10 protein-coding genes are annotated in these 12,906 nt (G+C 54.4%); 9 read left to right on the top strand and 1 reads right to left on the bottom strand.

What is annotated here, in order from left to right; genetic code table 11:
• Positions 1-50 precede the first annotated feature (50 nt).
• The 7 genes from BMZ91_RS17150 to BMZ91_RS17120 all read left to right on the top strand — a co-directional run bounded on the left by BMZ91_RS17150 (position 51) and on the right by BMZ91_RS17120 (position 9,582).
• Positions 51-2,069, top strand: a complete 2,019-nt coding sequence (locus BMZ91_RS17150; protein ID WP_092841482.1) for a type I restriction-modification system subunit M — start codon at positions 51-53, stop codon at positions 2,067-2,069.
• 166 nt (positions 2,070-2,235) lie between these two features.
• Positions 2,236-3,138, top strand: coding sequence for an Abi family protein (locus BMZ91_RS17145; protein ID WP_092841480.1), 903 nt, complete (start codon positions 2,236-2,238; stop codon positions 3,136-3,138).
• Positions 3,139-3,211: 73 nt separating this feature from the next.
• Positions 3,212-4,477: a restriction endonuclease subunit S gene (locus BMZ91_RS17140; RefSeq protein WP_092841478.1), complete on the top strand. Its 1,266-nt coding sequence runs from the start codon at positions 3,212-3,214 to the stop codon at positions 4,475-4,477.
• Entirely contained in the window at positions 4,474-5,532 is a 1,059-nt protein-coding gene (locus tag BMZ91_RS17135) for a restriction endonuclease (protein ID WP_092841476.1), read from the top strand. Before BMZ91_RS17140 ends, BMZ91_RS17135 begins: the two co-directional genes overlap by 4 nt.
• The gene (locus BMZ91_RS17130) at positions 5,532-6,056 is read left to right on the top strand and encodes a hypothetical protein (protein ID WP_092841474.1); all 525 of its coding nucleotides are present in this window, start codon (positions 5,532-5,534) and stop codon (positions 6,054-6,056) included. Before BMZ91_RS17135 ends, BMZ91_RS17130 begins: the two co-directional genes overlap by 1 nt.
• On the top strand, positions 6,053-6,598 hold the full coding sequence (locus tag BMZ91_RS17125) for a hypothetical protein (protein ID WP_092841472.1): 546 nt from the start codon (positions 6,053-6,055) through the stop codon (positions 6,596-6,598). Before BMZ91_RS17130 ends, BMZ91_RS17125 begins: the two co-directional genes overlap by 4 nt.
• Positions 6,595-9,582 (top strand): type I restriction endonuclease subunit R, encoded by a 2,988-nt coding sequence (locus tag BMZ91_RS17120; protein WP_092841470.1) that lies wholly within the window; start codon positions 6,595-6,597, stop codon positions 9,580-9,582. The genes BMZ91_RS17125 and BMZ91_RS17120 overlap by 4 nt, the downstream gene beginning before the upstream one ends.
• A gap of 333 nt (positions 9,583-9,915) precedes the next feature.
• On the opposite strand, the gene BMZ91_RS21190 is transcribed toward BMZ91_RS17120, so the two are convergent.
• A complete protein-coding gene (locus BMZ91_RS21190; protein WP_143076375.1) occupies positions 9,916-10,140 on the bottom strand; it encodes a hypothetical protein in 225 nt (74 codons plus the stop codon).
• Positions 10,141-10,299: 159 nt separating this feature from the next.
• On the opposite strand from BMZ91_RS21190, the gene BMZ91_RS17115 reads away from it, so the two are divergent.
• The gene (locus tag BMZ91_RS17115; protein ID WP_143076374.1) at positions 10,300-11,949 is read left to right on the top strand and encodes an RcgA family putative transporter; all 1,650 of its coding nucleotides are present in this window, start codon (positions 10,300-10,302) and stop codon (positions 11,947-11,949) included.
• Positions 11,946-12,899, top strand: coding sequence for an alpha/beta hydrolase (locus tag BMZ91_RS17110; RefSeq protein WP_092841466.1), 954 nt, complete (start codon positions 11,946-11,948; stop codon positions 12,897-12,899). Before BMZ91_RS17115 ends, BMZ91_RS17110 begins: the two co-directional genes overlap by 4 nt.
• Positions 12,900-12,906: the final 7 nt, after the last annotated feature.

Raw genomic sequence — 12,906 nt, 5'->3', positions numbered from 1 at the left:
TTTAAATCCCTGTTAGTATTTATAGAATGAAAACGGGGCAGAAACACACAATGGCAAAAGACGATATCTCTAATCTCGGCGGCTTCGTTTGGTCCATCGCCGAGATATTGCGCGGCGACTTCAAACAATCTGAATATGGCAAAGTGATCCTGCCTTTCGTGGTGCTACGCCGCCTCGATTGCATTCTCGAGAGCTCTAAAGACGCTGTGTTGAGCGCAAATAGTACTCTCCCCGCAGGGGTGGACGAAGCCACGCGCGACATGATCCTTTTCGGCGCGGTTGGAGGTAATGCTCAGGTCTATAACCTGTCGCGCTTCACCTTTGACAAGCTGCGCGGCCAAGACCCTCGCCAACTTCATGACAACCTAGTGGACTACATCACCAATTTCTCGACCAACGTTCGCGACATTTTTCTGGATAAGTTTCTTTTCACCGACCAGCTCAAGCGCTTGAAGGACGGTGGCATCCTCTGGAACGTCTTCGAGCGGTTCGCTGAGATTGACCTGCATCCCGACACGATCAGCAACCTTGAGATGGGCTACCTCTTCGAGGAGCTGATCCGCCGCTTTTCGGAAATCTCGAACGAGACCGCAGGGGAGCATTTCACCCCGCGCGAAGTAATCCGTCTGATCGTCGATCTTCTTATCGCAAATGACGACGATAAACTCACAGGGCGCGGCATCATCCGTCAGGTCTATGACCCAGCTTGTGGGACGGGCGGCATGCTGTCTTTGACCGAAGAAGCGCTTAAGGACTTCAACGACGCGATCCGCGTCGAGCTCTTCGGCCAGGAGCTCAACGGCGAGTCCTTCGGCATCTGTAAATCAGACATGCTTGTGACAGGCCATGATCCCGAGCAGATCGCCTTTGGCAACACGCTTACGCAAGACGCCCAGGCGGGCAAGCGTTTCCATTACATGCTTTCCAATCCCCCTTACGGCGTGGACTGGAAGAAATACCAAGACCCGATCAAATCCGAGGCCGAGAATTTGGGGATGGACGGGCGCTTCGGGGCAGGGACGCCCCGTATCTCTGACGGCCAGCTCCTCTTCCTTCAACACATGATTTCCAAGATGCGCGACGATGAGATCGGATCGCGCATCGGCATCGTCATGAACGGCTCGCCGCTTTTCACAGGCGGGGCAGGATCGGGCGAGAGTGAAATCCGCCGTTGGATGCTAGAGAACGATTGGGTTGAAGCCATCGTCGCCCTACCCACCGACCTCTTCTACAACACCGGTATCCAGACCTATGTCTGGCTCTTGACCAACCGCAAGCCCGCCAACCGGCAGGGCAAGGTTCAGCTTATCGACGCGAGCGGCGAACGCTTCTGGAAATCCATGCGCAAGTCCCTGGGCAGCAAGCGCCGTGAAATCCCTGAGGAGGCGCGTGCCGAGATCGTGCGCATCTATGCGGGTTTTTTGAACGGTGAGAGCGGCGAGGGTGAGGTTTCCCGCATCTTCGACACAGCCGACTTCGGCTATCGGGAAATCCGTGTCGAACGTCCATTGAAGCTGAATTTCTCGGTCGATGCGGAACGGCTTGATCGCCTGTCCGATCAGAAAGCTTTCGCCAAGCTTGAAGAGGACGAGCAGGCAGAAATCCGGTTCGCGCTCAAGGCCATCGGCGACACGCTTTTCACCAACCGCGCAGAGTTCGACAAGGCTCTGACCGGCGCGTTGAAGAAAGCTCAGATCAAGATCGGCGCACCTATCAAAAAAACGCTCATGGCGGCTTTGTCCGAACGGGATGACGAAGCTGACACCTGTGTGGGCAAGGACGGCAAGCCCGAACCCGACACTGACTTGCGCGATCACGAGCTTGTACCGCTGTCCGAAGATTGGCGCGCCTACATGGAGCGCGAGGTTCTGCCCTTCGTGCCAGACGCTTGGGTCGATCAAAGCCATACTGACGCCCGCGACAAGCAGGTCGGGCGGGTCGGCTATGAGATCAACTTTAACCGTTATTTCTATCAGTACGTGCCACCCCGTCCGCTAGAAGAGATCGACGCGGAACTGAAGGCGTTAGAGGCCGAGATAGCTGGACTCCTAAAGGAGGTGGCGGCATGATTTTTGGCGCGGACCGGTCGGTTTCTTATTGCTTTGGTAGGAATCCTGCCCTATCTATTGTCTCAACAAGACCCGCCACGCCTCGGACGGAACCTCGGTTTCGCACTGCGCACCCCGGCGGGTTACTTGTTTTCAGGGTATCGCTTTTGCGGCATGTAGGTGCCGCATGAAGTTTGAAAAACCCGCCGTTTCTGTCCCGGATCAGATCGAGCTTCTCAAGCGCCGCGGCATGACTGTCGCGGATGATGCCCTTGCTCAGCACTATCTCGGATTCATCTCCTACTATCGGCTCAGGGCCTACTGGCTGCCCTTCGAGGTGCCGGCCACGAACAATGGCGATCACGCATTCCGTGACGGGGCCACATTCGAAGATGTGCTGACGCTCTACATCTTCGACCGTGAACTGCGTTTGCTTGTTCTGGACGCCATCGAGCGGGTCGAGGTGGCCTTGCGGGCGCAATGGGCGCATCACATGGCGATGAACCATGGCGCCCATGGCTATCTCGATCAGGGCCACTATGCGCATATCGGGCGTCATGCGTCTGCGGTTGCCGAGTTGCAAAAGGAATTCACGCGCTCACGCGACACATTCGCAACCCACTATCGCGACAAATACACCTCGCCCAAGCTGCCACCGGTCTGGATGGCGGCTGAGGTCATGTCGTTTGGTCTGCTGTCGAAATTCTACAGCGACCTGAAACTGCGGAGTGAGAGAAAGGCCATCGCAGCCCCCTTTGCGCTGGATGAAAAGGTGGTCACGTCTTTCGCGCACCACATCAGCCATGTGCGAAACATCTGCGCCCACCATGGCAGGCTGTGGAACAAGCGCTTCACCGTGAAAATGACCGTTCCTCAGTATCCGGCCAAGCTGCCTGTCGCCATGCGGAATGCCGATCCACGCTATCTGCACAACACGCTGGTGATGCTCGACTACCTCCTGGCTCTAATCGCGCCGGACAATGAATGGAAAAAGCGCCTTGTGGCGCTGATCGACGGCTGCCCGCTCGCCGATCCTGCCAGCATGGGCTTTCCGGCGGACTGGCGAACCAGAGCGGCGTGGAAGGTGTGAAGATGGTTAACGGGCAAACAGATTTAAGGGTCCACGAAATCGAAATCTCAAGGCTTCTGAATAGGGTTGTCGTATGACCGAACTTCAGGGGTTCATTGCTTCACGGACGCCGCCAGGCTGGGAAACCCGCCCATTATGGTCGCTGTTCCGCAGGCGGAAGCACACTGGCTATGCCGACGAAGAATTGCTGTCGGTGTATCGTGACTACGGGGTCATTCCCAAGTCGTCCCGAGACGACAACCACAATAAGGAGTCTGATGATTTATCGGGCTACCAGCTTGTCACGGAAGGGTCGCTTGTCACCAACAAGATGAAGGCATGGCAGGGGTCAATTGCCATATCACGCTACCGAGGGATCGTTAGCCCTGCGTACTATGTCTATGAACCGCTGAGCGCGGAATGCGATCAGTTCTTGCACTACCTCCTGCGCAGCGAGCCTTACATCGCGCTCTACGGGCGTATTTCAAAGGGAGTTCGGGTCAACCAATGGGATTTGGAACACGAAGCACTTCGCAACGTGCCGGTGATGTTGCCCGATCTCGACACCCAAAAAACCATCGCGGATTTTCTCGACCGCGAGACCGCCCGCATCGACCAACTGATCGAGAAGAAGCAGCGGTTGGCAAATGTGCTGAAGGAACGGCTACTCTCGGAGCTGGAACGGCTGACCACGCCGAATGAACCTTCACAGAGCGAGCTGGTGCCATTCCGTTGGGTCTGCCGCGTCACTGAAGGTCAAGTCAATCCTACTGCCCCTGAATGGGCAGACAAACCTTTGATCGCCCCGAACCACATTGAATCGCGTACTGGTCGCCTCATCTCAATCGAGACCGCTGAGGATCAGGGGGCAATCAGCGGGAAATACGCGTTCCCTGCTGGAACGGTTGTTTACAGCAAGATACGCCCGAACCTTGCCAAAGCTTGCGTGTCGCCGGTTGCCGGTATGTGTAGTGCAGATATGTATCCGATACTGCCCAATAAATCACTGCGCCCGCAGTTTCTATTGATGCAACTTCTCTCCGCAAAGTTCACGGATTGGGCCACTCTCGAATCTATGCGGGTCGCGATGCCCAAGATCAACCGAGAGACATTGGGCGGATATCGTTTTTGGGTGCCTGCACTAGATGTCCAAGACGAAAACATAAAAGGCTTTTTTACTGAGCAGGAAGCTCTTGAGCGGCTCACCGACAAGGTTAGGAAGTCCATCATCCAGATGCGCGAGTTTCGCTCTGCCCTGATCACCGCAGCCGTTACCGGCCAGATCGACGTGGCGACCTGGGACAAGCAGGGGCAGACCGACCGCCGTCTTGATGAGATCGAGGAGGCGATGCAGGCATGACCAGGTTATGGATCGTCAGGGCAGGGGCACATGGGGAGCGGGAGCTTGCAGCTATCGACCAGAGCAAGCTGTTCCCCGGTTTTCTGGAAGTTAGCGATCTGAGCGCCTGCGCGGATCGTGATGCGGTGTTGGTGCAGCTCCAAGAGGTCATGCCCGATCAAGGCAAGAACCGCCTGCGCAACTTCGCTGCTCAGCTCAACCAATTTGTGAACCGGATCGAGGTCGGCGACATCGTGGTGATGCCGCGCAAGGTCACGAACGGCGTGGCCATCGGGATCGTGACGGGCGACTACCAATTCGACGGCGTGAGCGACTTCAAACACTCGCGCACCGTAGAATGGAAGGAAGAGTCGCTGCCTCGCGACACCTTCAAGCAGGACCTGCGCCATTCCTTCGGTGCGTTCATGACCATCTGCCAGATCAAGCGCAATTCCGCCCTTGAGCGCGTGCAGGCCGTCCTTGAGACTGGCACCGATCCTGGTGCGCTCTTGGGCAAGCAGGGGCAGGCACCTAAGCCCCTGCCCGTGAACGGGGCAGAGGATGATGACGTTGAGGCGGAAGACTACCAGACCGACATCGAGGACATTGCGCATCAGCAGATTATCTCGTTGATCAAGTCTGAGTTCGCAGGTCATGCCCTGGCCGATCTGGTGGCTGAGATCATGCGGGTTGAGGGCTACACCACCAAGGTTTCCCCGCCAGGTGCCGATGGCGGCGTCGATATTCTGGCCGCAGGCGGCACGCTTGGCCTTGGCGAGGATCGCATTTGCGTGCAGGTGAAGTCCGGTGATGGCGTGGCGAACCATGACGTGGTGTTGCGCCTGATCGGCTCAGTCTCGAACAGCCAAGCCCAGACGGGGCTTCTGGTCAGCATCGGCGGTGTGAACGCCGTTGCCCAGAAGGAGCTGGACAGCAACTTCTTCAAGCTCCGCCTCTGGCAGATGCCCGATCTACTGAAGGCGCTTTTCCGCACCTATGGCGAGCTCTCCGACGAAACCCGCGCCAAGCTGCCTCTGAAGCAGATTTGGGCACCGATGACAGGGGGGGCGAATTAATGGGGCAGATACAGGAACACGCAGCCGAGTACGAAACCGTTCGCCGACTTGCCGAAATGCTGACGAGCACAAAGGAAGACTACAAGGCGACGGAATCTTATGCGCTTTTCACCACCATCGTTTGCTGGGTTGTTCAGCGTGCGCGCACACCGGCCAATCAGAATGGCCCCGATGATGTGCAGGCACGAGAAGTAGGCATTGCCTTACAGGCGGCGCGGATCATTGACGCACCTTGGTTGGTGCAAGAGTTACCCGAGATGACGGCATTTGATTTTTTCACCAGCATTCGCAACTCAGTTGCTCATGGTGACGGTCGCCAGATCAGGCCATTGAACGAGAATGGATTTCTGACAGGTCAGATTGTTCCGGTAGCTGGAAGGCGGCTTCGATTGAGGCGTGCTGACATGAATCGTCTCGGTTGTGCACTTGCAACCTTGTTTTGCGAAACGATGGCAGCATACGAGCAGGAGGGGGACCTGCAATCAGCGGCTGAACAATTTGAAGCAGCCGAGGCGATGCCATGACCGAAAGAGACCCCCGTCATCACCCTTTGTTCTGGGTGCCAGATACAGAATTTCAGAGATTTAACGAGTGGAGCCTTCCGAAGTGTTTTTCCTTCGGGGACATGGACATTTTGGAGGAGAATAATTTGGGAGATATTTCAGATAACTACTTTCGGTGCAGCGAGGCACTGATCAAGCAGGTTTACAACAACGACATCGAAGATTTCGTTGCACAGTTCCCGATCATCTATCTGTTTCGCCACGCCTTCGAGGTGAAGCTGAAGCAGATCATCGAGGCGCAGACCGGCGAGAAGATCGACCGTGGACACAGCCTTCATGGGCTCATGAACAAGGTCACAGGGCTGGACACTTGGGCTCAGAAGCGTTTGCAGGAGATCAACGACATCGACCCAGGATCGACCAGACTTCGCTATGGCGGCGTCGGCACCAAGGCAAGAGATTATCTCGCCACTGATGTGCGCTTCTTCCACGAGGCGATGTGCACCCTTCGCGACTACCTGACCGCCTTCACGGGTGCGCAGCAGGGGAGAGTCGCGTCATGACGATTTCCCCGCACAGCATACACAAGGAAAAAGTCCTTCAGGATCATCTCATCGCCGAGCTTGTGCGCGGTGAGGGCTACGAGCGCCGTGATCCGAAGACGGACTATGATCGTGCCCTGGCGATGGATAAGGCTCTTGTCCTTCGCTTTGTGCGGGACACACAATCCGAGGCTTGGGAGAAGCTCTCCCAACACTACACAGCCTCGGCTGAAGACGTGTTCTTCAAGCAGCTCGACAAGGCGCTAAAGGATCGTGGCCTGCTCGATGTGTTGCGCAAGGGGATCAAGATCGTCCCTGGCATTGCGCTCAGCCTTTGCTACTTCCGTCCCGCGAGCGCTTTGGAGCCGAAACGTGTGGCCGAATATCAGGCCAACATCCTGTCAGTGATGGATGAGGTCGAATACAGCCAAAAGCACGGCGGTCGCCTTGACGTGGTGCTTTTCGTCAACGGCCTGCCTGTTGTTACCATCGAAGCGAAGAACCTCCTGACCGGATCGACATTCCGCAACGCTGAGAAGCAGTATCGCGATGACCGTTCTCCAGCGGGCGAGCCACTTCTCACCTTCAAGCGGGGCGCGCTCGTTCACTTCGCGCTCGATGAAGACAACGCCTCTATGACCACGCGGCTGATGAACGAGAAGACTCGCTTCCTGCCGTTCAACCGAGGCCGCGAAGGTGGCGCAGGAAATCCCGATGTCGAGGATGAACACCGCATTGCTTATCTCTACAAATCGGGCGCATGGGGCGAGGCGATCTTTTCCCGTTCCGTGCTGCTCGATGTCATCGGGCAGTTCATGGTGATGGAAGTAACGGGCAAGAACGAGGTGATGATCTTCCCGCGCTTTCAGCAGCTCGACGCAGTGCGCAAAATCATGGCGCACGCCAGAACCCACGGCACCGGCTCCAATTACCTGATCCAGCATTCGGCTGGCTCAGGGAAATCCAACACCATCGGCTGGCTGGCACACCATGCGATCAACTTACATGACGACGCTGACAAACAGGTATTCAACACGGCGATCATTGTGACCGACCGCGTTGTGCTAGACAGGCAGCTCCAAGGAACAGTTACGCAGTTCGAGCAGACGACCGGCGTCGTCAAGAAGATCGACGGCACATCCCGCCAACTGAAGGACGCAATCGCCAAGGGGGCGCGGATCATCGTCACGACGATCCAGAAGTTCTCGACAGATCACTTGAAAGAGCTCTCTGGGCAGGGGAACCGCACCTTTGCGGTCATCGTGGACGAGGCGCATTCCAGCCAATCAGGCAAAAGCGCTCAAGCAATGACCGACGCCCTGACGCGCGACGTCAATTCGAGTGACGACATTGAGGATCTGATTGCCGAATATCAAAAGGCGCGTGGCCCGCAGGCAAATATCAGCTTCTTCGCGTTCACAGCCACACCTCGCAACGTCACCTTGGAGCGCTTCGGCGTGACGGGTGAAGACGGGCTTCCTCACCCGTTCCATCTTTATTCCATGCGCCAAGCTATCGAGGAGAACTTCATTCTCGACGTGCTTCAGAATTATATGACCTACAAGGCTTACTATCAGCTTGAAAAGGCCATCGAAGACGACCCAGAGCTGAGTGGACGGAAAGGGCAGCGCAAAGTCGCGCGATATGCCAGCCTACATCCAACAGCCATCGGCCAGAAGGTCGAAATCATTGTTGAGCACTTCCGCCGTCACGTCATGCATGAGTTGAACGGACAAGCTAAGGCGATGATCATCTCCCAGAGCCGCGAACATGCTCTCAAATATTTTTTTGGCGTACAGACCTACATTAAGGCGCAGGGTTACACCGATTTGAAAGCGCTTGTCGCCTTCTCAGGCGATCTTGACGTGAGTGGGGAGCCTACAACCGAGGCCGATCTAAACGGGTTTGCCGAGACTGAACTCCCCGGCCGGTTCGATGGTTTCAAGCCAGATGGGACACCTTATCCAGATACCTATCACATTCTGATCGTGGCCGAGAAATATCAGACAGGCTTTGACCAGCCTAAGCTGTGTGCCATGTATGTTGATCGAAAGCTTTCCGGTCTTCAGGCGGTGCAGACGCTCTCCCGCCTAAACCGGACGCGGGCAGGGAAGGATCGCACCTTCATTCTCGATTTCCAGAACACCATCGAGGACATCCAGACGGCCTTCAGGCCATTCTATGAAGCGACTACGGTTGAGGCGATGTCAGACCCCAATCAGATTTATGATCTGGAAGGGCGGCTCTTCAAATTTGGCTATCTCGACAAGGACGAGATCGAGCGGTTCGCCCAAACCTTTTTTAGGGGAGCGCTTAGCACCGCAGACAGACCTCGCCTTGAGGGCCTCGTGCGGCAGGCTGTTGCCCGCTTTGAGGCCGATGATGATGAAGGGCGGCAAGAGGAGTTTCGTCAGCTTCTGAAGAGCTTCAACCGCTTCTATGCTTTCATTGCTCAGGTCATCTCACTGGAGGACACTAGCCTAGAAAAACTGGCCTCGTATGGTGGCTGGCTTTCGCGCTTGTTGCCTAACCGTGAGCTTCCACCTGAGATCGAGATCACGGAGGAAATGATTCGTTTGGAAGCCTTTAAGGTGGATAAGAAAGAACAGGGTAACGCAGCTCTTTCTCCTGGTGACACGCAAGCCCTTGCCGCCATCAGCGAGTTCGGCGCGAAGCCCTACACGGACGACGAGAAGAAGGAGCTGTCCGAGATCATCAAGTCCTTCAATGACCGTCACGGAACGCAATTTACCGAAGCGCAGATGACAAGAATTGAGGCTGTAAATCCGCAGATCGTTGATGATGACATGCAAGAAATGCTACGCAACAATCCTCCGGACGTTGTACGCTCAGCTTATGATCAAGCTGCATTTCAGGGCATGATCCGCATGTTCCAGAACGACGCGGAAATGCGTGACATTATTCTGACTGACCCAGAGATACGAAATAAGGTAACGAGTTATTTGTTCGGTCGGGCACTACGTGAAGCGCGTGGCACAGCTTGATCCAGAATTTGAGCTCCGTATATAAGTCAAGACTTATGCACGCTTGTTCCTGCCAAGCCTGCCCCTCGAAGTCACGCTGCTGCCCCGAACATGGACTTCCGGTCCATCACCCGCGAGGAACACGAAGATGCCCGCCAGGTTGCGCGCGACATCGCCAAAACCAAGCAATACGACTTCTACTTTGCAAATGTGAGACATTATCGCTTTGCGCGTACAGGCAAGATTCGCATAATCATTGTTATGTTAAATAGGTCAATAGTACTGACATTTCTTAATGCGACAGACTAGAGGGAGTCGTTTGCGGGAGAGTGTCAAAACCTAGGGTAAGTCGGATCATTCATACACTACATTCTGGCGCTTTCCGTCTTTCCACATTGGAACGAGTGCTCCTGTGTTCCACTTATAAAGCCACCCTACGACATCTCGCGTATCGCTATCGAGGATGAACTTGATAGGCTCGGCGGTTCTACGCTGTTTCGACTCCTTGCGTGTGGTTTTTGTTGTAGCTGGCATCGAAAGTGCATCCGATTTGATTGATGAAGTTGCAGCAGTTGTCATGAAAAATCCCCCTAAGGTTATGGCTGAGACATGCCTAGAAACTGGCTTCTGCTTCTGGCAGCAGAACCTACCCGCACTAGTTGAACTTACATTTTCTGCAGACGCACGATAAAGAACGCGAAGTAACGAAAAAGAACGAAACATGGAGCCACTAACAATTTGAAAAAAAACGGTAAATATTTTGTTGCTCCGCAGCAAAGCGATGACAACTTTAAGGTGCTAATTGCCCGGCTCGCCGCTGAAGGTGCCGGACGATCTGTTGACAGCAAAGGTTTTGCTGACGGTCCGTGGACGGCCGAAACCTTGACGCAAGCAATCTGTGAGTTGGATGGCAACACCAAAGGCATCGACCTTCGTTCCGTACAGGTTTGGTTCCAAGCGAATGACAACGGGATAGGCACTGAAAATATTCGCTGGCTCGCTCGCATTTTCGGATGTGACGACCCCGAGGAAACAAGTAGATGGGCAGCGGAAATCCGAGCGTCGAAAGATCGGCTTACCGCAGAGCGCCGAGCCAAAAAAAGCGATGTTGGCAGTTCCGGCCCTATGCAGGCACAGCACGCGGTTGACTATGACATATCGCTAGAGAACACATTTCTCCCTAGCTATACGTTTGTGGCGTCGCCTCCCGTACCTGATAAAAAGCCCACCGTTAGCGGGATCAGTTTAGCTCTACGATGCGAACAAATGTTCAGCGGGCCAAATCACCTGATCATGCCAATTGCAATCTGGGGCGGCCTGGGCATCTTGTGGTTTCTTACGATAATCCTTGGCGTTCACAGCGTCACATACTCCCCTAGCGAAGGTATCGAAAAACAAGTTGGCTTCATTTGGTCCCCAGGGTGGAATCTTGGCGAACCAATTTTTCTCCCGATTCTTCTGATCCTGTGTGGGTCACTCATCAATGCTTGGAAGGAATCCGACCGTGGAAGACTGCTCGACTACGGGCGGATCAAATATGAAGAAAATTGGTATGCAAAGGTGCGTTCGTTCACGTCGTCGTTTTGGGCTATTTTTTTGATATGCTTCTTCCTGATTTTCATCGTTCAATGGGCAGGCGTTTACTTGTTGCCGCTACAAGCTGACGACCCCAACGTGCCAATGATCGACTGGATGCTTATAGCTCTTGTCAGACCTGATGTTTTGTCCAACAACGCAGCAATATTTGTATCATTCTTGGGGTTTCTCTACTCAGGCATGATCTACTGGTTTTTGTTCTCGGCATCGCTTTTTCTGTTCACCGTGTCGGGCGACTACGCAGCGATTTGCAGTGAAAAAGACGATAGCCACATACCCTTGTACAACGGTCATGCATTCAGCATTGGCCTCAAGATAATGCAGACGGTGTTCCGATGCACGGTACTGGGGATCCTTGTGGCGCTTTGCATCAAGATGAATGCCGCCTATCTCGTTTCAGATGCGGAAGGTATCACAGCATGGTTGTGGAATGATGCTTTGATTTTTCTGGGCTATAGCAACGATAGGTGGCTTTGGATCAATGGTAGCCCGTCGCCATTCTTCACCAGCTTTTTGCTATTGTTTCTTCTGTGTTTCGTTTTTGCAGCGTGCCTAGTGCAGGTGAAAACCGGGATCGATAATACCGTCCTGTTTGCACAAGAAGAGAGCCGCGCGATGCGAACGTGGTTCCGTATGGGTGCCGTAGTTCTTATACTGTCCATGGGGTACATCACCATTGGTCAATTCTATGGCTTTTCTCTCCTTCTCGGAGTTAGTGTTACAGTTGCGGTCGCAAGCCTTTTCTGGCGGTTTGAGCCGCATAAAACCGTACCGGAGGGGAAGGGAACATGATGGAACCAGCACAAATTCACTCCGACATTTCGACAGCACCAGAAGCTGTCGACGGCTTTATGGTGACGGCCACCGATGGGGTAAAACTCCGGGTTGGTGTCTGGCAGACTACCAAAGAATGTCTGGGAACGGTTCTCTTTTTCCCAGGTCGCGGTGACTACATCGAACTCTACGGACACCCCGTCGCGGCGTTCGTGGACGCAGGATATAATGCCGTTGTCATCGACTGGAGGGGTCATGGGCTTTCAGATCGAATTGCACCCAATCCCAAAATGGGCCACGTCAATTCGTTTTCCGAATACCAGCTTGATGTTCAAGCACTCATGACATGCGTAGACGAGTTGCAATTGCCAAGGCCTCTGTACTTGGTTGGACATTCGATGGGCGCTTGTATTGCCCTGCGATCACTCATGGACGGTCTTGCGATTGAAGCTGCAGCGTTCTCTGCACCGATGTTCGGCATATATATGGCACCGTATGAACGCATAGCCGCCTGGCCCCTCACATGGGGATTGCAAGCCATTGGTAAGGGTCAAATGTACGCGCCCGGTTTCAACGACAAAAGCTATGTTTTTCGCCACGACTTCGGCGACAACACGCTAACAAACAGCAAACCCGAGTATGACAGATGGATCATGCAAGGAACCAAGTGTCCTGACCTTCACACCGGCGGCCCAAGTATGGGCTGGCTTTACGCGGCGCTAAAGGAGTGTGCCGCGCTAGACAAATTGCCGTCGCCTGACATTCCCTGCCTAACATTCTGCGGCAATCAAGAAGAAACTGTTAGGGTCGGTTCTATTCGATCAAGAATGGCGAACTGGCCGAAGGGCCATCTTGAGCAAGTTTTGAACGCCAAGCACGAGCTGTTCCTTGAGCTTCCTGAAGTCAGAGAAAACGTCATCCGACAGATCATCGCCTTTTTCCAAAGTCCGCTGTCTTCAAAAGCATAAAGGTCGC

The organism is Roseovarius lutimaris, from assembly GCF_900115165.1.
Classification (GTDB): Bacteria; Pseudomonadota; Alphaproteobacteria; order Rhodobacterales; family Rhodobacteraceae; genus Roseovarius; species Roseovarius lutimaris.
This window is presented reverse-complemented; position numbering and strand designations above follow the sequence as displayed.

Bases quoted from the DNA above. Each gene is read 5' to 3' on its own strand.
- BMZ91_RS17125 (WP_092841472.1), top strand. From the start codon at position 6,053: ATGACCGAAAGAGACCCCCGTCATCACCCTTTGTTCTGGGTGCCAGAT.
- BMZ91_RS17145 (WP_092841480.1), top strand. From the start codon at position 2,236: ATGAAGTTTGAAAAACCCGCCGTTTCTGTCCCGGATCAGATCGAGCTT.
- BMZ91_RS17120 (WP_092841470.1), top strand. From the start codon at position 6,595: ATGACGATTTCCCCGCACAGCATACACAAGGAAAAAGTCCTTCAGGAT.
- BMZ91_RS21190 (WP_143076375.1), bottom strand. From the start codon at position 10,140: ATGACAACTGCTGCAACTTCATCAATCAAATCGGATGCACTTTCGATG.
- BMZ91_RS17140 (WP_092841478.1), top strand. From the start codon at position 3,212: ATGACCGAACTTCAGGGGTTCATTGCTTCACGGACGCCGCCAGGCTGG.
- BMZ91_RS17110 (WP_092841466.1), top strand. From the start codon at position 11,946: ATGATGGAACCAGCACAAATTCACTCCGACATTTCGACAGCACCAGAA.
- BMZ91_RS17135 (WP_092841476.1), top strand. From the start codon at position 4,474: ATGACCAGGTTATGGATCGTCAGGGCAGGGGCACATGGGGAGCGGGAG.
- BMZ91_RS17150 (WP_092841482.1), top strand. From the start codon at position 51: ATGGCAAAAGACGATATCTCTAATCTCGGCGGCTTCGTTTGGTCCATC.
- BMZ91_RS17130 (WP_092841474.1), top strand. From the start codon at position 5,532: ATGGGGCAGATACAGGAACACGCAGCCGAGTACGAAACCGTTCGCCGA.